The organism is Chryseobacterium sp. CBo1, assembly GCF_001693475.1.
GTDB classification, from domain to species: Bacteria; Bacteroidota; Bacteroidia; order Flavobacteriales; family Weeksellaceae; genus Chryseobacterium; species Chryseobacterium formosense.
The window spans coordinates 18,539-36,967 of record NZ_MAUH01000020.1 but is presented as its reverse complement, the minus strand read 5'-3'; the positions used below and the strand labels follow the sequence as shown (position 1 = coordinate 36,967).

Genomic DNA, 18,429 nt, shown 5'->3' with positions numbered 1-18,429 from the left:
TTCCTAAATTTTCTTTTTAATACTGTTTCTAAAGCAAAAAAGAGTGGGAGCGGAAGACATAAATGAGAGAAAAGCGAAAGCTTTTATCGAAATTTACGAACGAAGTTCTTTGCTGCCCTGATTAAAAAATATTACTTTTTAATAATAAATTCTTCCATCGGAATTCTCACTTTCTTCATGTGAGAAAGATAATCGTTTTCTAGGTCTCTGTAGCCTAGATATAATAAACTTACGCTTTTTAAACCTAATTCTTTAAGATTAAGAATTTCATCAACAACTTCATTGCTAAACCCTTCTGCAGGAGTAGAATCGATTTTCAGTTCGGCTGCTTGTGCCATTGCCAATCCTAAGGCGATATAAGTCTGTCTTGCTGTATGTGCGAAATGTTCTTCGGGAGTCTGAGCACCGTATAATTGTTTGATTTTATCGGTATAGCTGCTGAAACGTCCTCTTGGTAAGTCTCTTACATCGGTATGATAATCATAAACTTTGTCAATTTTTTCATCGGAATAGCTATCCCAGGCTGCAAAAACCAAAACGTGAGAAGAATCTCTCATTACTTCGGGGTTTAAAGCACCCTGCACCATTTTTTCTTTTAAATCCTGATTTTCAACCACAATAATCCTAAACGGCTGTAATCCTGATGAAGTCGGAGCCAGTCTTGCTGCTTCTAAAATTTTATTTAAATCTTCTTCAGTTACTTTTTTTGTTGAATCATAAGCTTTTACTGCGTGTCTCCAGTTTAAGTTTTCTATTAATGACATTTTGATAAATTTTTATTTTGAATTGTACGTTGCAAATATATTGCCAAATTAAATTGCGTGCAATTTAATTTTATGAAATATGATTGTTGATAAAATCTATTAATTTTTCAATGAAAATTATACCAATTAAAAAACTGTATCGGAGAGATACAGTTTTTCACATGTTTCTTTTTATCTGATTGTTTAGTAAATTATGTCAACAATATAATATTTTAGCTATAGATTTTAACGTTAATAAGATTTTAACGTTAATAATTGATTCGATGTAGAAATTACTGCAATAGTTTCACAATTTCGGTATAGTTTTTCTCCTTTGCAATATCTAAAGCCGTTTTACCGCTATTGTTTTTTATGGTTAAATCAGGTTTGTACTGAAGAAGGAATTTTACTGTTGCTAAATCTCCTTTTTGAACACAGTACATCAAAGGAGTATCGTTATCTTTATCAATATTGTTGATGTTGGCTCCGTTTTTTATAAGATATTCTGCAATTTCAGTAAAGCCTTTCCCGATCGATGAAGCAAAAGGGGTTGCTTTATCACTGGCTTGTACATCAACTTCTGCTTTATTTTCGACCAAAAGTTTTATAATCTCCAATTTATTGTTTCGTGCAGCAAATCTTAAGGCTGTCCAACCGTTTACGTCTTTATAATTAGGATTGGCATTATTCTTAAGAAGTATTTCGACGATTTTTGTATACCCTTCCTGAGAAGCAATATTCAGAGGGTTTGCAGTCGTTTTTAAAGGTTTGTTGGGATCGGCACCTTTTGCGATCAACAATTCGACAAGTTTTTCATTTCCTTTTCCTGCAGCTGCGTAAAGAGGCGTTATCTGATATTCTTTTGATAATTGATTTACATCTTCTTTTTCCAAAAGCTTACTCACTTTTTCGATATCTTCATCAGCAATTGCCTTAAATATTTTTTGAGAATGAGCTGAAGTGAAGGCAATTAATGCAAGTGCTACAAAGAAACTTTTTGTTTTCATAGGATTAGTTATTTTTTAAGTCAAATATAAATAATAGATCCAAACAAATATATTTCTAAATCGTATTCTTATTAGTAAAAAATTCAATAATGTTTTCTCTGTTCAATAATTCATCAACAAAGTTTTTTAAAGTAGTGGAAGTTAAATTTTTTTCAGATTTAATTTGAATACTTCGTAAACTTCCATCTTTTTGAGGTGCAATTAAAATAACATTTCCATACTTCAAATTATATAACTTCATGTTGACAATGGCAAACTCATCATTTTCAAGGGTGGAAAAAGCAGAAAAATCAATTTTATTGTTTGAAGTTTTTACAAAACCTTGGCAAATCGCATCAGGAAAATTTCTTGAAACAACCTGCGTTCTCATTTTAGGATTCTCTTTATCACCCACAAAATCGGTCAATACCAAAATAGTAAAGAAAATTCTGTCATTTTCACTCACTCGATATGTGTTCAGATTACTTTTTCCTTCAGAAAAGCCGGCATAGGCAATATTTTTTCCTTTAAGATCTGCACCTTTTATGTTTGTGAGTGTGCCTAAACCTGCAAAAGAATTTTTACTGATGCTGTCATAATCGGGATAGGCAAAAATTCCATAGGTAAATGGTCCCATTTCTTTTTTTTCTTCCTTTAATTCCTCGGTTACTCTTTTAAGGTCTAAAGCATTTTCCTGATTCTGAACTTTCAGCTGTTTAGTTCTTATTTTTTCTTGTAGTTGTTTGTTTTGTGCCTGAGAAAAATTAAATAAAATGATCGAAAAAATGATAAATAGAGCTTTCATTATTCTTTTAAAAATATTTGGTTTAGATAGTAGATTTATTAAGACGGATTCTATTTTTTAAAAATAAATAATTATTAATAAGAAAACAATTTAATTCATACAAAAATGAAAAATCTGCTTCAAAAGAAACAGATTTCATATTATTAAAATAAATTTTATTATGCTTTTACCACCAATTCCGCTTCAAAAACATCTACAAAATGCTTTCTGATTTTTGCTTTGATGTCTTCCATTTCTTCGGGAGTCAGTTCTCTTTCAAGCTCTCTTTTTAAAGAAGTTACCTGTTTGTCTTTGATGCCGCAAGGAATAATGTATTCGAAATAACGCATATCAGTATTAATGTTTAAAGCAAAACCATGAAGGGTCACCCAACGGGAAGCTTTTACGCCCATTGCACAAATTTTTCTGGCGTAAGGTTTTCCAACATCCAACCAAACTCCTGTTTCTCCGGGAGAACGTTCGCCTTTCAAACCGTACTCTGCAATCGTTCTGATAATGACTTCTTCCAGATTTCTCATGTATTTGTGAATGTCTGTGAAGAAATTTTCTAGGTCTAAAACGGGATAGCCTACGATTTGTCCGTATCCGTGATAAGTAATATCTCCACCGCGGTTTACTTTTACGAAAGTTGCGTCGATTTCTTTTAACTTATCGATTCCTGCCAACATATTTTCTTCATGTCCGCTTTTTCCCAATGTGTAAACGTGAGGATGCTCTACTAAAAGAAAATGATTGGGCGTTGTAATATGCTGTTCGGCAGGTAAATCTCTGTTTTTAATTTTGGTATCGATAATATCTTTCATCAGCTTTTCCTGATAATCCCATGCAGGCTGATATTCTCTGATCCCTAAATCTTCAAATTCTACGACTTTATTCTGATGTGTGTTCATACCAATTTTTGAATACCCAAATTTAGTGATTTTTATGCTTTTATGGAATGGATGAAATCTATGGCTTTGGTCTTCCAATCTCTATTTTGCAGAAGAATGTTAATAAAAGCGGTTCCGATGATTCCGCCGTCTGCTTTTTCGGTCACATTTTCGAAATCTTCTTTTGATTTAATTCCAAAACCAATCATTACCGGATTTTTTAAAGGGAGAGATGCTAACCTTGAAAGGTAATCTTCGTTTTTTAAAACTGCCTGATCATTTCCTGTTGTAGAGGACGAACTTACGGCATACAAAAATCCTGAGCTTAAAGAATCGAGATATAAGATTCTGTCATCAGAAGTCTCGGGAGTGACAAGAAATGTGAAATTAAGGTTATACTTTTTTAAAATCTTCTGATAATTTTTCTCAAATTCAATCGGCGGTAAATCAGGAATTATTAATCCTGAAACTCCGCTTTCCGAACATTCTCTACAAAAATGTTCAAATCCGAAACTTAAAACCGGATTGATATAACCCATTAAAATAATCGGAATTCTGATTTCATTTTTAATAGATTTTAACTGAGAGAAAAGTTTTTCGATGGTCATTCCGTTTTTCAAAGCCAGTTCGTGAGCCTGAGAAATGACAGGTCCATCAGCAACCGGATCGGAATAGGGCATGCCGATTTCCATCATATTTGCTCCCGAATCTTGGATGAGGTTGATGATTTCTGTAGTGTGTTCTAACTGTGGAATTCCTGCGGTGAAGTAGATGTTGAGGAGTTTGGGCTGGATGTTGGATGCTGGAAGATGGGTGTTATCTTGGTGTGTAAATTTCATTTTTTAACTTTTTACATAATTAATTTTGTTTGATAGGATTTTATCCTATCCTTTAGAATGTCGTCCCGTTGTGACTTTGATGAGGTTTTTGATTTTATGACGAGATTAAACATCCATCTACAAACTTCCATCATCCAGCCTTTTCAAATACGTTTCCATATCCTTATCGCCACGACCGCTTAAACAAATTACAACAATATCATTTTCATTGAATTTCTTTTTATCTAAAACCGCCAATGCATGAGCGCTTTCCAAAGCGGGAATAATTCCCTCTAATTTTGTTAAATCAAATGCTGATCGTAACGCTTCCTCATCATTAATGCTGAAAAATTCAGCCCGTTTTTCTTTAAACAAATTGGCGTGAAACGGCCCGATTCCAGGATAATCTAAACCTGCGGAAATGGAGTGGGGTTCGATAACCTGTCCATCTTTTGTTTGCATGACTAAGCTTTTGCTTCCGTGTAAAACTCCCAATGTCCCGAGAAAAGTTGTTGCGGCAGATTTCCCTGAATCAACTCCCAAACCTCCAGCTTCTGCTGCAATTAATTTTACATTTTCTTCATTCACAAAATGATAAAAGGTTCCTGCTGCATTGCTTCCGCCACCAACACAGGCAATCACGTAATCAGGATTTTCTCTTCCGATTTGTTCAAAAAGTTGTTCTTTAATTTCTTTTGAAATTACACTCTGAAATCTCGCCACCAAATCAGGAAACGGATGAGGGCCAACCACACTTCCAATCACATAATGTGTTGTCACAGGATTATTGATCCAGTCTCTTAAGGCTTCATTAACAGCATCTTTTAAAGTTTTTGAACCCGAAGTTGCGGCCATTACTTTTGTTCCCAACATTTTCATTCTTGCCACATTCGGAGCCTGTCTTTGGATATCGATTTCGCCCATGTAAACGATGCATTCCAAACCCAGAAGTGCACAAGCTGTTGCTGTTGCGACACCGTGTTGTCCGGCTCCGGTTTCCGCTATGATTCTGTTTTTTCCTAAACGTTTCGCCAATAAAACCTGTCCCAAAGCATTATTGATTTTGTGTGCTCCGGTATGATTGAGGTCTTCTCTTTTCAGGTAAACTTGCGTATTATATTTCTGACTTAAATTTTTAGAAAAATAGAGTGGAGTTGCCCGCCCTACATAATTTTTCAATAAATCCTGATATTCATTTTGGAAATCTTCCGATTCAATAATTTCAAGATAATTTTTCTGTAATTCCTCTACATTCGGATAAAGCATTTCGGGAATAAATGCACCTCCAAATTCGCCGTAATATCCGTTTTCGTCGGGGTTTTTATAATTCATGATGTTGTATTTTATAATTAAGAAAGAGTCCCGAAGGGACGATTTATTAAAGGATAGGACGTGAGTCCTATTAATATTAAATTATTATATTTTTGATAGGATTATCATCCTATCCTTTAGAAAAACGTCACTTCGTGACTGGTTCTGATTTAGTCCCAAAGATATTTCTCATCGTAATCCGTTTTGTATTTATCCAGAATATTAATGAACTCTGTTTCAAAATTTTCACCTTTATGATGCTCTCTTTGATTTATGATATAATTAATTGTTGTAAAAATATGTTTTTGGCTCACTGAAAAAGCACCGTAACCATCTTGCCAGAAAAAATCTTCATATTTCCTTCCTTTGGTTTTTATCCATCTTGAAGAATGAGCTTTTATTTCCTGAATCACTTTCATCAACGCATATTTTGGTGACAAAGTCAAAAGAATATGAATGTGATTATCTGTTCCTCCAATTCTGATGGAGGGGCTATTAAGATTTTTGCATATTGTGGATATATAGGCAAAAAGTTCTTTTTCAATGCTTTCATCTATCAAATCATTACGATGTTTCGTACTGAAGATGATATGAACATAATTTCTAACCAATGATTGTGACATTTTCTTTGTGTTTTTATAATCTGTGTTGATAGGATTTGCATCCTATCCTTTAGAAAATCGTCCCGTTGGGACTCTTAAATTACTTATTAATTCTTTTATTTTTCCTAAATCTTTAATTCCAGCTTCTATTTCAAATTTTGAGTTAACATCAATCGCAAATGGTTTTGTGTTAATTATTGATTGTTGATGAATATTTTCCAAAGAAATTCCGCCACTTAAAAAATAAGGGATTGAAATTTCGAGATCATTCAAAATGTTCCAATCAAAGGTTTTTCCGGTTCCGCCGAATACTTTGCTGTCTGTGTCAAATAAGAAATAGTTGATGGTTGAGAGGTTTTGGTTGATCGATTTTTGTAATTCGTTTGAAGATTGATTTCCTATTCTGATTACTTTAATAATTTCTATTTTTTTTCTTAACCTTTGCCTTAACCTTAAAATATAATTTTCATTTTCATCTCCATGAAGCTGGATAAAATTTAAATCTGCTTTTTCACATACTTCAACAATCTTTTCTACAGTTTCATTGACAAAGACGCCGACTTTTCCATCATGTTGAATTTCTGAAATTTGCTCTGAACTCAAGTGATTCAAAACATATCTCGGAGATTTTTCGTAAAAGATAAAGCCTAAAAAGTCAGTTTTTAATGCCACTAACTCACGAATCTGATTCAGCTGAGTTAATCCGCAAACTTTGACTTTTGGTTGATGGGTTTTGGTTGATGGTTGATGGATTTTAGACATAATTAAATCGTAAACTGATAGATTATTAGATTATTAGATTATTACACTCGAAATAAATTCTTTGAACTTTTGAGCAGGATTTTCGTGTTTCATAAAATATTCGCCCATCAAAAATCCGTCAAACCCTTTTTCTTTTAAGTAGTTGAAATCTTCGATGTTGTAAATTCCGCTTTCGGCAACCGATAAAATATCTTTTGGAAGCTGATTTTTCAAAATGACGGAATGCTGTAAATCAACTTTGAAATCTTTTAAATTTCTATTATTAATTCCAACCAAATCAATGTCTGAGTTAAAATGTTGTAGTTCTTCTTCGCTGTGAATTTCCAACAAAACTTCTAATCCTAATTCATGAGAAAGCTGAGTAAATTCCTGAACGTGCTGAGGTGAAAGGCACGCTGCAATTAACAAAACGACATCAGCTCCAATACTTTTTGCTTCGTAAAACTGATACTCATCAATCATAAAATCTTTTCGCAGAATTGGAATATTGATGTGATTTCTCACATTTAAAATATCGTCAAAACTTCCTCCAAAAAAATCGTTATCCGTCAAAATTGAAATTCCGCTTGCGCCAAATTGTTCATAAGCTGAAACGACTTCGAGAGGAGAAACTATATCATTGATAATCCCTTTTGACGGAGATTGTCTTTTAAACTCAGCAATAATCCCTGATTTTGATTGTAGCGTTTCTTTCAAAGAATAAGTTCCTCTTTCAAAAAAATCTGAATCTTTCAACCGTTGCAAAGAAATTTTTGATTTTGAATCCGAAATTTCCTGTTTTTTTCTTGTTATGATTTTGTCTAGAATATTCATTTAGTTGATGGTTTTTTGTTGTTAGTTAATAGAATTTACTAAGAATTGAAATTGATTAGCCATCGACCAACAATTGTAAAGAATTCAATGCTTTACCGTTAAACAAACTTTCTTTCGCCAAGCTCAAACAATTTTCATAATTTCCAAACTTATTGGTGTGATGCAATGCGATCGCTGCGTTTGCTAAAACCACCGCATTTTGTGATTCAGTACCTTTTCCTTCCAAAATATTTCTAAAAATTTTGGCTGATTCTTCGGGCGTGTTTCCGGCTTGGATATCTTCAGGATTAATAGTTTTAAAACCTAAATCCTCCGCAGAATAAATATTTTCACCGCTTTTTGTGATGATTTTACTATCATGAGTCAGGCTGATTTCATCATAACCATCCATTCCGTGTACCAAAACAAAGTCTCTATTTTCTTTCTGTAATAAATACTGATAAATTCTGGCAATCTCAAGATTATAAACTCCGATTACCGAAAACTGAGGTTTTGCAGGATTTACCAAAGGACCAAGAAGATTGAAAAAAGTTCTTAAGCCCAAAGATTTTCTTAAAGCAACAACCGATTGCAAAGCAGGATGAAAATACGGTGCGTGTAAAAAACAGATATTTGCTTTTTCCAAACCCTCATTGAGCTCGTCCGATGTTTTTTTGAATTGATAACCCAAAGCTTCCATCACATTGGAAGAACCTGTAATCGTTGATGCTCCGTAATTGCCATGTTTAGCTACTTTCTGTCCGGTTCCTGCAACGACAAAACATGCAAGGGTAGATATATTGATAGTGTTTTTTCCGTCGCCTCCCGTTCCGACAATATCAATGGTGTCATCCGTATTTAAATTTACGGGAACTGCCATTTGTAACAAGGCTTCTCTAAAGCCTTTCAATTCGTCTAACGTAATGTTTCGCATCAGGAAAATGCTTATAAAAGCAGTAACTTCTGTTGCATTAAATTTATTTTGTGCAATCTCAATCATAATCGCTTTCGCCTCAGATTTTGATAAGGTGTGATGATTGAACAGGTATTGTAGGATTTCTTTCATAATGGTGATTGTTGCTGGTTGCCAGTCCATGGTTATTGGTTTTAATAGTCATCTAATTTCTATTAACCATCAACCAAACCTATTAATCCAATAAAAAATTTTTGATGATTGTTTCTCCATCAGGCGTTAAAATACTTTCCGGATGATATTGAACACCGTGAACATCATATATTTTGTGTTTCAAGCTCATAATCATTCCTTTACTGTCTGTACTTGTAATTTCTAGTTCTTCAGGGAAATTTTCAGGATTGACTGCCCAACTGTGATATCTTCCGACTTCCAAAGTTTGGGGCAAATCTTTGAAAAGCTTATGTTCATTGGTTTGGATGGCTTCCGTCGCAACACCGTGATAAATTTCACTAAGATTGATTAAGTTACCACCAAAAGCTTCTGCAATTGCCTGTTGTCCTAAACAAACGCCCAAAATACTTTTTGTGGGGGCATATTTTTTAATCAAATCCAATAAAATTCCGGCTTCTTCTGGTATTCCGGGACCCGGAGAAAGAATGATTTTGTCATACTTTTCAATTTCCTCCAAACTAATTTGGTCGTTTCTGATAACATCGACTTTCTGATTGAGAACCCGCTCAATAATCTGAACAAGATTGTAGGTGAAGCTGTCGTAATTATCGAAAACGAGAACCTTGGCTTCTGATGAATTATTTATTTCAGTTGTCATTTTTATCTGATGTTTTGTTTTTATAATTAAATTTCAAATTGTGACTAATTTGCGACCCAGCTTGAGCGGAAATCCTTTTTTTGCGTCGGGAAAGACAGGCAAAAAAGATTGAGAGCAGAAGACATAAATGAGGAAAAGCGAATGCTTTTTCGAAATTTACGAACGAAGTTCTCTGTCGCCATAAAAATTTTAAACCAAGCTCTCCGCCTTTTCCACCGCTTTTTTCAAGGCATTGAGTTTATTATTTACTTCTTGGAGCTCACTTTCAGGATCTGATTTTGCTACCAATCCCGCTCCGGCTTGATAATACAGCGTGTTGTTTTTGCTTAGAAAAGTACGAATCATAATGGCTTGATTGCACTCACCATTTAAGCCAATCATTCCGATGCAGCCGCCATAATAACCTCGGGAATCTTTTTCATATTCATTGATTAACTGTAACGCTTTATGTTTTGGAGCGCCGCTTAAAGTTCCCTGAGGAAAAGTGGTCGCAACCATTTCAAAAGGATTGGTATTTTCTTCTAATTCTGCGGTCACTTCACTTACCATGTGAATAACGTGCGAGAAAAGCTGGATTTCTTTCAGTTTTGTAACCATCACATTTTTCCCTAATTTTCCTAAATCGTTTCTTGCTAAATCAACCAGCATCGTGTGTTCTGCATTTTCTTTCGGGTCGTTTTTTAAAGATTCAATAGACTGTAAATCGGTTTCAAAATCGCCTGTTCTTTTGAAAGTTCCTGCAATTGGATGAATGATGGCTTTATTGTTTTTAATAATCAGCTGACTTTCCGGACTTGAACCAAATAATTTGTAATTTCCGTAATCAAAATAAAAAAGATAAGGTGACGGATTGATATTTCTCAAAGCACGATATACATTGAACTCATCGCCCTGAAATTTTTGTTCGAATCTTCTGCTTAAAACCAGCTGAAAAACATCTCCTCTCATAAAATGTTTCTGGGCGACTTCAACCAATTGTAAATAGTCTTCATCGGTAATATTTGATGTTTCTTCGTCAGTTTTTTCAAATGGATAAACGACTGCATTTTTATTTTTAATGAAATCTTCCAGTGTCTTGAATTCAGATTTTACACCGTCAATCTGATTTTCAATAAGATGCATTTCATCATTAAAATGATTAATGGCAATTACATATTGATATAATCTGTAGCGCAAAATCGGGATTTCAACTTCTTGACTTTGAGGTTTAAATGTTACATCTTCAAAAAACTGAACAGCCTCAAAACTTGTGTACCCAAAAAGTGACTGAGCGGTTTTTTCAATTTTATCGTGTGTTTTTTCGCACTCGAAAGTTTTAGAAAAATCATTCAGCAATTTTGGAACGTTTGTGTTTTCTAAAGACTTTTTCTCCGGAGTTTGATTAGGAAATTTGACTTCGTACTCATTTAAGTTTTTAATTTCAATTCCGGCAATTGCATTGATGGCAATGAAGGAAAAATTATTATCGATGTTTTTAGAATCCGAACTTTCCAAAAGAATCGTATCCCGGAATTTATCTCTGATTTGAAGGTAAATATTCATCGGGGTTTGAAGATCGCCCAATGTTTTTTTAGATTTTGTTTTAATTTTTATAATGGAATTCGACATTTTTTAATTTTTTGAGATTTAGACATAAAAAAAAGACTTCAACGCAATCGTCAAAGTCTCTGTATATTTTTCTATAAATTCCGGCTGTGATTTAACAACAAGACAATAGCTTCAGACCCGACGAAGAGTTTGAAAGCCACCACCAATTTTTGTTGTTTGAAATAACCATGGGACAAATGTAGAAATTTTTTTTATATCGAAAACAAAAATTTTAAAAAAGCTGAAATTTATTTTTTATTTCTCTGGAATCAGTTTAAATATGATTTAAAATAGCCTTCAATCTCATCATTAAAACTTTATTTTTTATATTTTTGTGACCAAATTAGAAAAGCAATGAAAAAAGTATTGGCAATCGTATTCTTAGGAAGTTTAGTAGCAGTAAGCTGTTCAAAAAAAGAAGAAAAATCTTTACAGGACAGCAATATCATGTTGGAAGAGCCTGAAGCTCAAGTTGTACCTGCAGATTCAACTAAAAAAGATTCTACACCAGCTCCGGCTGCAACTCCTGCACCTACAGCAACAGATTCTACAGCAACAAAATAATGAAAAAACTGTTTTTGACAGGAATGATAAGCTTGCTTGTTTTTTCCTGCTCTAAAAAAGAAAATTCAGAAGTACAGTCTACAGATTCCGGTGATGTTCCGACTCCCGTGGTTGCAAATGTTTCCGGACAGACTTTGATAGAAACGTCTGACTGTATGGCTTGTCATAATGCTGATGAAAGAATGATAGGACCTTCTTATAAAGAAATTGCTGCCAAATATTCTGAAAAGGATATTGAAACGCTTGCTTCAAAAATTATAGAAGGCGGAAGCGGAGTTTGGGGAGATGTGCCAATGCAGGCGCATCCTCAATTTTCAAAGGATGACGCCAAAAAAATGGTGGAATATATCTTAAAGCAGAAGAAATAAATGTCTTCTGAGAAATCAAATCTGCACCCAAGAAATCTGCATCGCAATCCTTACGATTTTGATTCGCTGATTTCTTGTGTGCCGGAATTGAAACATTATGTTTTTAACAATTCTTACGGAAATTTTACCATTAATTTCAGTATTCCGAAAGCTGTAAAATTGCTTAATAAAGCCTTATTGCAGCACTTTTATGATGTTAAAAACTGGGATATTCCTGACGGAAATCTTTGTCCGCCGATTCCCGGAAGAGCCGATTATGTACATTATATTGGCGATTTGTTGGCTGAAAATTATCACGAAATTCCCAAAGGTTCTGCTGTAAAAGGTTTAGACATCGGAACGGGAGCCAATTTGGTTTACCCGTTGATTGCCAACAAATCCTATGGCTGGAAAATGGTCGGAACAGACATCAACAAAGATTCTTTTCAAAATGCACAGCAGATTTTAAACCAAAATCCTGATTTATCAACTGAAATTAATCTAAGATTTCAGGAAAATTCAAATCACATTTTTAAAAATATTCTTGATCCTAAAGATAAATTTGTATTTTCAATGTGCAATCCGCCGTTTCACGATTCTGAGGAATCTGTATTGAAAGGCAATCTGAGAAAGACAAAAAATCTCAACAAGTCCAAAATTAAAAATCCAAATCTGAATTTCAGCGGACAGCAATCTGAACTTTGGTGTGAAGGCGGAGAAATTGCTTTCGTATCCAAAATGATTGAAGAAAGCGTCGAATTTTCATCGCAAATTCTTTGGTTTACCTGTCTGATTTCAAAGAAAGAAAATCTCTTCAAATTAAATTCACTTTTAAATAAGCTAAAAGCAGTAGAAATTAAAACTATTGAAATGTCTCAAGGTCAAAAAGTTAGCAGAATTTTAGCATGGACTTTTATTTCAAAAAATGAAAGGATAAATTGGCTTAAATAATTTTAGAATTTAACCATTAAGATTTTGGTTAAATGTTTAAGGTTCTTTAAGATTTAAATAAATTTAAAATTAAGCAGTATGCTTAAAATATCTAGGATATTATCTTAATAATTCTTCATTTCTTCATAAATTCTTAATGGTTTAATTTATTTCGGATATATTTTCTAAATAAATCAATCATACAAAATTTAACTTCCATAAAACCTTAAAATTCACTATTTTTGCATTTCGAAAAAATTGAATTACAATGCAATTATCAGAACAGGAAATTATTAGAAGAGAAAAGCTGAATAAGCTTGTTGAAATGGGAATAAACGCATTCCCGGCGGAAGAATACACGATTACAGATACAACAGAATCTATAAAACAGGATTTCGCAGAAAGTAAACAGGTGAAGATTGCGGGAAGATTGATGTCTCGCCGTATTCAGGGGAAAGCTTCTTTTGCTGAATTGCAGGATTCTACAGGTAGAATTCAGGTGTATTTCAACAGAGACGAAATCTGCACCGGTGAAGACAAAACTTTATACAACGACGTTTACAAGCACCTTTTAGATATTGGTGATATCATCGGTATTGAAGGAGAGTTGTTCACCACTCAGGTTGGTGAAAAAACCGTTTTGGTAAAAAACTTTACGCTTCTAACGAAAGCTTTAAGACCACTTCCACAGGCAAAAACTGACGAAAATGGAGTAGTACACGACGGATTCACAGATCCGGAACTAAGATACAGACAACGTTATGTAGATTTAACGGTAAATCCGAATGTGAAAGAAATTTTCGTAAAAAGAACAAAATTGTTCAATGCGATGAGAACTTTCTTCAATGAAGCAGGATATTTTGAGGTTGAAACGCCAATCTTACAGTCGATTCCCGGTGGAGCTGCGGCAAGACCTTTCATTACTCATCACAATGCTTTAGATATTCCATTATATTTAAGAATTGCTAACGAATTATATCTGAAAAGATTGATCGTTGGTGGATTTGACGGAGTTTATGAATTCTCTAAAAACTTCAGAAATGAAGGGATGGACAGAACGCACAACCCGGAATTTACGGCAATGGAAATTTATGTTGCCTACAAAGATTACAACTGGATGATGGATTTCACAGAGAAATTGTTGGAATTCTGTGCAACTTCTGTAAACGGATCTTCAGAATCTGTTTTCGGAGAGCATAAAATCAGCTGGAAAGCACCTTACCCAAGAGTTTCTATGACAGAAGCTATTTTGAAATATACAGGTTTTGACATCACCGGAAAATCTGAGCAGGAATTATTTGATTTTGCAAAATCTATCGGAATCGAGGTTAACGAAACGATGGGTAAAGGAAAATTGATTGACGAAATTTTTGGTGAAAAATGTGAAGGAAACTTCATTCAGCCGACTTTTATTACCGATTATCCGATTGAAATGTCTCCTTTAACGAAAAAACACAGAAGCAAAGAAGGTTTGACGGAACGTTTCGAATTAATGGTTTGCGGAAAAGAAATTGCCAATGCTTATTCTGAGCTGAATGATCCGATCGACCAAAGAGAGCGTTTTGAAGAGCAATTAAAATTGGCTGAAAAAGGTGATGATGAAGCAGGACAATTCATTGATGAGGATTTCCTAAGAGCTCTTGAATACGGAATGCCGCCAACTTCAGGTTTAGGGATCGGAATGGACAGATTGATTATGTTCTTAACAAATAATCCGTCAATCCAGGAAGTATTATTCTTCCCTCAGATGAAGCCGGAAAAAACAGTTCCTCAAATTGAATTGGGAGAAGATGAACATGTGATTCTAGATATTTTGAAGTCTGGGGAGCAAATTGCTTTGGCTGAAGTGAAAACGTTAAGCAAGTTATCCGGTAAAAAATGGGATAAGGCTGCAAAAACTTTAACGAAAGGAGGTTTGGTGAAAGTGGAGAAGGTTGATGAAAATGTTTTGATGAAATTGGTTTAAATTAATTTGAAATAAATTTTAGACTCGGGCGGAAGCGAAGCTTCCGCCCGAGTCTTTTATAAAAATGATTTCCTTACAAACTAATTTTTGGTAAATCACGTTTAGAAGAAAACTATTCCGATGAAAGGCTTTGTTTTATTTTTTTTCCTGTCAATAGCAATACATTCACAAACTCTTACTTCAATTTATTTCGCAAACAACAGTTCCGAACTAAGTTCAGATTCTAAAATAAAGCTTGACAGTTTAGCAAAACTAAACTCAAAACTCACCTTCAGGATTTTTGGTAATGCTAATCCTTTAGGAAATGAGATTTTAAATAAATCCTTATCGGAAAACCGGGCAAAAAATGTTACAAATTATTTGAAAATTAGAATCGAGAAAAATATTCATTTGGCAAGTTCGATTGGATTGGGAATTTCAAAGCAGATCAATGATAATAGTTCTGAGGATTTACTCGCAAAAAACAGACGGGTTGATATTTTCATTGAACGTTTTTTTGATAAAGGAGAAAAAATTTCCAGAAATGCATATCCGAGCTTTTTTGATATGAAAATTGCTTCTATGAAAGTGAAAGATACTTTCTCATTACCCAATGTGAATTTTATTGGAGGACGTCATGTATGGCTTTCCAAAGGGAATAGACGATTGTTTATGCTTTATGAGATTTTAAAGAAAAATCCAACACTTGAAGTCGAACTTCAGGGACATATTTGTTGTGATTATGAAAATTTTGATGGTGAAGATTTAGATTTAAAAACATTTAATCTTTCCTTTACCAGAGCCGATGCAATCCGAAGTTTTTTAATTAAGATGGGAATTGAGCCGCATCGTATTAAAGCTGAAGGTTTGGGACATCTCAATCCCGTTGCTTATCCCGAAGAAACTGAAGAAGACCGTACCAAAAACAGGCGTGTGGAATTGGTTTTAATTAAAAAATAATTCGGTCATGTATATACTTTCACATATCGTTTCTGATATTCTGAACCATAACAGTTAAATGAAAAGAATCCTGCAATTTCTTTTAATCCAAGCTCTTTTTCATCAAGGTAAAGCTTTACTTCTTCTTCATTAAGTTTGATCCAGACTTCCCAAATTCCGTGTGTTCCGCAGCTTACTTCGAGTAAATAGATGTTTTGTTGATCTTTGAAAAGCCTGTAAACATAGGGTTCTAAGGTAATGAGCTGGAAATCTTTTAGACTAAATTCTTCCACCGATTATATTTTAAAATTATAGATTAATTTATTTTCTCTGCTTACTAAATGAGATCATCAGGTAAAACAAAAATGGCAAGATAAATATTGAGCCTAAAATAAGTGCCCATCCTAATGCGGAAATTGTTTTTGCAGCTGCAGAATATTCCATTAATGAAAGATGTTCACCGTTTCCGAATAATATAATATTCGGGTTATGCTGATAAGTTGCTGCAACCAGAATCATAATGATCTGAAATCCGGCTAAAGCTCTTACAGGGAGTAATTTTTGCTTATGCATTGCTCTTAGAATCAATAGTAAACTAATTGTAGCAAAAGAAACAGCCATTATGCCTAAAGGCTTAGAAAAAATCCAATATAAAAGAGGAATGTCAGATAAATAAGCTGATACAAATACTAAAATTCCTGTAATGATCACAAAAAGCATCGTCTGATGCGATTTTCTGATCATTAAACCCAATTCAAAGCGGTCGATCGTTTCCCTCAAAGCAAAAACAGAAGCGAGATAGGCACATAGTGAAACTGTGAAAAGTCCAACTGCAATACCGAACCAGTTGAGCCAGCTGAAAATATACAGATCAGGGAAACTCTGCGCATCCGGATTAATCGAACGTGAAACGGTAGCTGCAGCAATTAAACCGAGAAAAAAGGGTGTCAGTAAACTTGAAAAATAAAATATCTGGGTATAAACCTTTTGCCAATCATCTTTTACTGCATCGTAATGCCTGAAAGTAAAAGCGGTTCCTCTTGCAATAATTCCGACAAGCATCAAAACCAGAGGAATATGCAGATAAGTTGAAAGGGTAGTATATATTTCAGGAAAACCGACAAATAAAATGACGATGGCGATAATCAGCCACATATGATTCGCTTCCCAAACAGGCGCAATCGATTCGTACATAATCGTTTTTGTTTTAGAGCGGTTTTTTTTTCTGGTGAAAAGCTCAACAATTCCGGCTCCGAAATCAGCACCTCCCAATATGACATACGCACAGATAGAAAGCCATAGAAAACCAATAACAACGTAGATCATGATTTTTTGTTTTTAGAATTAAACTGCGCATCTGTAGGATCATATAACTTTGGCACCATTTTGATCTGCCTGTTTAAAAGGAAAATAATAATCAGTGATAAAGACACAAAAATTGCCGTAAAAAAATAAAATGAATACTGAATTCCCGGCATTGGAGTTACGGCATCTGCAGTTCGCATGATTCCGTAAATAATCCAGGGTTGTCTGCCGACTTCGGTGACCGTCCAACCTGCTTCCAAAGCGATATATCCGAAAGGTGTGGCGTATAAAAAGGTTTTTAAAAGCCAATTTCTGGTCAGCCATTCTTTTTTAAAAAATACAGCATATAAATAAATCATTCCGATAATGATCATTACCACTCCAAAGAAAATCATGATCTGAAAAGCATAATGAACGACTGCAATTGGAGGCCATTCGTCTTTAGCAAAATCTTTCAGACCTTTTACTTCAGAATTGAAATCGTTGCTCACCAAAAAACTTAAAACTTTCGGAATTTTTAAAGCATATTTAATTTCTTCTTTTTCTTCATCAGGAATACCGCCGATCACAAATGATGCTCCTCTTTCAGTTTCAAAATGAGCTTCCATTGCAGCTAATTTTATCGGTTGTCTTTCAGCTACGGATTTTGCAGCAATATCTCCGCTCAAAGGAGCTCCGAATGCGCCGATCAAAGCAAACCCGGCAGCAATTCTGAACGCTTTGGTATGGAACTCTACATTCTTTTTTCTCATGATTAAATAAGCATGAACTCCTGCTACCGCAAAACCTGTCGCACAAAATGCCGCAACCGTCATATGCAAAGCCTGCGGAAACCAAGCCTCATTAAACATTGCTTTTATAGGATCTATATTTAAATATTGTCCGTCTACAAAATCAAATCCGGCAGGAGAGTTCATCCATGCATTAGCTGCAACGACCAGAATTCCTGAAGCTAAACCACTTAAGCCAACCAAAAATCCGCAAAACCAATGGAACCATTTATTAAATCTATCCCATCCGTAAAGGAAAAAACCGATTGCAATTGCCTCAATAAAGAAAGCAGTTCCTTCCAATGAAAATGGCATTCCGAAGATCGGCCCGGCGTGTTTCATGAATTCTGGCCAGAGAAGCCCTAGTTCAAAAGAAAGCATTGTTCCGGAAACTGCACCCGTTGCGAAAAGGATAGCTACACCTTTACTCCAGGCTTTGGTGAGACCTTTGTAAACTTCGTTTTTTGTTTTTAAATATTTCCAGTGGGCAAAAGCCATAAGAAAAGGCATTACCATGCCGACACACGAAAAGATGATATGAAAACCGAGCGACATCGCCATCTGAGCGCGCGCAGCCAGAAAATCGTCCATAATATTCCATTTTTCACC

20 protein-coding genes are annotated in these 18,429 nt (G+C 34.6%); 5 read left to right on the top strand and 15 right to left on the bottom strand.

Going from position 1 to position 18,429, the window contains the following annotated elements; all coding sequences use genetic code 11:
• Positions 1 to 131 precede the first annotated feature (131 nt).
• From BA768_RS12190 to BA768_RS12135, 12 genes are all read right to left on the bottom strand, one after another.
• The gene (locus BA768_RS12190; RefSeq protein ID WP_065720966.1) at positions 132 to 764 is read right to left on the bottom strand and encodes an NAD(P)H-dependent oxidoreductase; all 633 of its coding nucleotides are present in this window, start codon (positions 762 to 764) and stop codon (positions 132 to 134) included.
• A 272-nt stretch (positions 765 to 1,036) separates the two neighbouring features.
• On the bottom strand, positions 1,037 to 1,750 hold the full coding sequence (locus BA768_RS12185) for an ankyrin repeat domain-containing protein (RefSeq protein ID WP_034675433.1): 714 nt from the start codon (positions 1,748 to 1,750) through the stop codon (positions 1,037 to 1,039).
• Between the two features lie 55 nt (positions 1,751 to 1,805).
• A complete protein-coding gene (locus BA768_RS12180; protein WP_034675447.1) occupies positions 1,806 to 2,534 on the bottom strand; it encodes a hypothetical protein in 729 nt (242 codons plus the stop codon).
• 158 nt (positions 2,535 to 2,692) lie between these two features.
• Positions 2,693 to 3,424 carry a lipoyl(octanoyl) transferase LipB gene (gene lipB / locus BA768_RS12175; protein ID WP_065720965.1) on the bottom strand — a complete coding sequence of 244 codons (732 nt, stop codon included), beginning with the start codon at positions 3,422 to 3,424 and terminating at the stop codon, positions 2,693 to 2,695.
• Positions 3,425 to 3,456: 32 nt separating this feature from the next.
• The gene (trpA, locus tag BA768_RS12170) at positions 3,457 to 4,242 is read right to left on the bottom strand and encodes a tryptophan synthase subunit alpha (protein WP_065720964.1); all 786 of its coding nucleotides are present in this window, start codon (positions 4,240 to 4,242) and stop codon (positions 3,457 to 3,459) included.
• Between the two features lie 117 nt (positions 4,243 to 4,359).
• On the bottom strand, positions 4,360 to 5,553 hold the full coding sequence (gene trpB / locus BA768_RS12165) for a tryptophan synthase subunit beta (RefSeq protein ID WP_065720963.1): 1,194 nt from the start codon (positions 5,551 to 5,553) through the stop codon (positions 4,360 to 4,362).
• 149 nt (positions 5,554 to 5,702) lie between these two features.
• Entirely contained in the window at positions 5,703 to 6,155 is a 453-nt protein-coding gene (gene tnpA / locus BA768_RS12160) for an IS200/IS605 family transposase (RefSeq protein ID WP_034675456.1), read from the bottom strand.
• A gap of 42 nt (positions 6,156 to 6,197) precedes the next feature.
• Positions 6,198 to 6,896, bottom strand: coding sequence for a phosphoribosylanthranilate isomerase (locus tag BA768_RS12155; protein WP_065720962.1), 699 nt, complete (start codon positions 6,894 to 6,896; stop codon positions 6,198 to 6,200).
• A 33-nt stretch (positions 6,897 to 6,929) separates the two neighbouring features.
• Positions 6,930 to 7,709: an indole-3-glycerol phosphate synthase TrpC gene (trpC, locus tag BA768_RS12150; protein ID WP_065720961.1), complete on the bottom strand. Its 780-nt coding sequence runs from the start codon at positions 7,707 to 7,709 to the stop codon at positions 6,930 to 6,932.
• 55 nt (positions 7,710 to 7,764) lie between these two features.
• Positions 7,765 to 8,754 carry an anthranilate phosphoribosyltransferase gene (gene trpD / locus BA768_RS12145; protein ID WP_065720977.1) on the bottom strand — a complete coding sequence of 330 codons (990 nt, stop codon included), beginning with the start codon at positions 8,752 to 8,754 and terminating at the stop codon, positions 7,765 to 7,767.
• Positions 8,755 to 8,836: 82 nt separating this feature from the next.
• A complete protein-coding gene (locus BA768_RS12140; RefSeq protein WP_065720960.1) occupies positions 8,837 to 9,433 on the bottom strand; it encodes an anthranilate synthase component II in 597 nt (198 codons plus the stop codon).
• A 189-nt stretch (positions 9,434 to 9,622) separates the two neighbouring features.
• Positions 9,623 to 11,041: an anthranilate synthase component I family protein gene (locus tag BA768_RS12135; RefSeq protein ID WP_185114196.1), complete on the bottom strand. Its 1,419-nt coding sequence runs from the start codon at positions 11,039 to 11,041 to the stop codon at positions 9,623 to 9,625.
• Positions 11,042 to 11,374: 333 nt separating this feature from the next.
• Between BA768_RS12135 and BA768_RS12130 the strand changes: the two genes are divergently transcribed.
• From BA768_RS12130 to BA768_RS12110, 5 genes are all read left to right on the top strand, one after another.
• Positions 11,375 to 11,584, top strand: a complete 210-nt coding sequence (locus BA768_RS12130; protein WP_065720959.1) for a hypothetical protein — start codon at positions 11,375 to 11,377, stop codon at positions 11,582 to 11,584.
• Positions 11,584 to 11,952 (top strand): c-type cytochrome, encoded by a 369-nt coding sequence (locus BA768_RS12125; RefSeq protein ID WP_065720958.1) that lies wholly within the window; start codon positions 11,584 to 11,586, stop codon positions 11,950 to 11,952. Before BA768_RS12130 ends, BA768_RS12125 begins: the two co-directional genes overlap by 1 nt.
• Positions 11,953 to 12,882 (top strand): 23S rRNA (adenine(1618)-N(6))-methyltransferase RlmF, encoded by a 930-nt coding sequence (gene rlmF / locus BA768_RS12120; protein ID WP_065720957.1) that lies wholly within the window; start codon positions 11,953 to 11,955, stop codon positions 12,880 to 12,882.
• A gap of 247 nt (positions 12,883 to 13,129) precedes the next feature.
• Positions 13,130 to 14,827, top strand: a complete 1,698-nt coding sequence (gene lysS, locus BA768_RS12115) for a lysine--tRNA ligase (RefSeq protein WP_065720956.1) — start codon at positions 13,130 to 13,132, stop codon at positions 14,825 to 14,827.
• A gap of 120 nt (positions 14,828 to 14,947) precedes the next feature.
• The gene (locus tag BA768_RS12110) at positions 14,948 to 15,766 is read left to right on the top strand and encodes an OmpA family protein (RefSeq protein WP_065720955.1); all 819 of its coding nucleotides are present in this window, start codon (positions 14,948 to 14,950) and stop codon (positions 15,764 to 15,766) included.
• 5 nt (positions 15,767 to 15,771) lie between these two features.
• Here the strand turns inward: BA768_RS12110 and BA768_RS12105 are convergent, their stop codons facing one another.
• Genes BA768_RS12105 through BA768_RS12095 form a run of 3 tightly spaced genes read right to left on the bottom strand, consistent with a single transcriptional unit; the run spans position 15,772 to position 18,411 of the window.
• On the bottom strand, positions 15,772 to 16,038 hold the full coding sequence (locus BA768_RS12105; protein WP_065720954.1) for a hypothetical protein: 267 nt from the start codon (positions 16,036 to 16,038) through the stop codon (positions 15,772 to 15,774).
• A 28-nt stretch (positions 16,039 to 16,066) separates the two neighbouring features.
• On the bottom strand, positions 16,067 to 17,071 hold the full coding sequence (locus BA768_RS12100) for a cytochrome d ubiquinol oxidase subunit II (RefSeq protein ID WP_065720953.1): 1,005 nt from the start codon (positions 17,069 to 17,071) through the stop codon (positions 16,067 to 16,069).
• The gene (locus tag BA768_RS12095) at positions 17,068 to 18,411 is read right to left on the bottom strand and encodes a cytochrome ubiquinol oxidase subunit I (RefSeq protein ID WP_065720952.1); all 1,344 of its coding nucleotides are present in this window, start codon (positions 18,409 to 18,411) and stop codon (positions 17,068 to 17,070) included. The genes BA768_RS12100 and BA768_RS12095 overlap by 4 nt, the downstream gene beginning before the upstream one ends.
• Between the last annotated feature and the right edge of the window lie 18 nt (positions 18,412 to 18,429).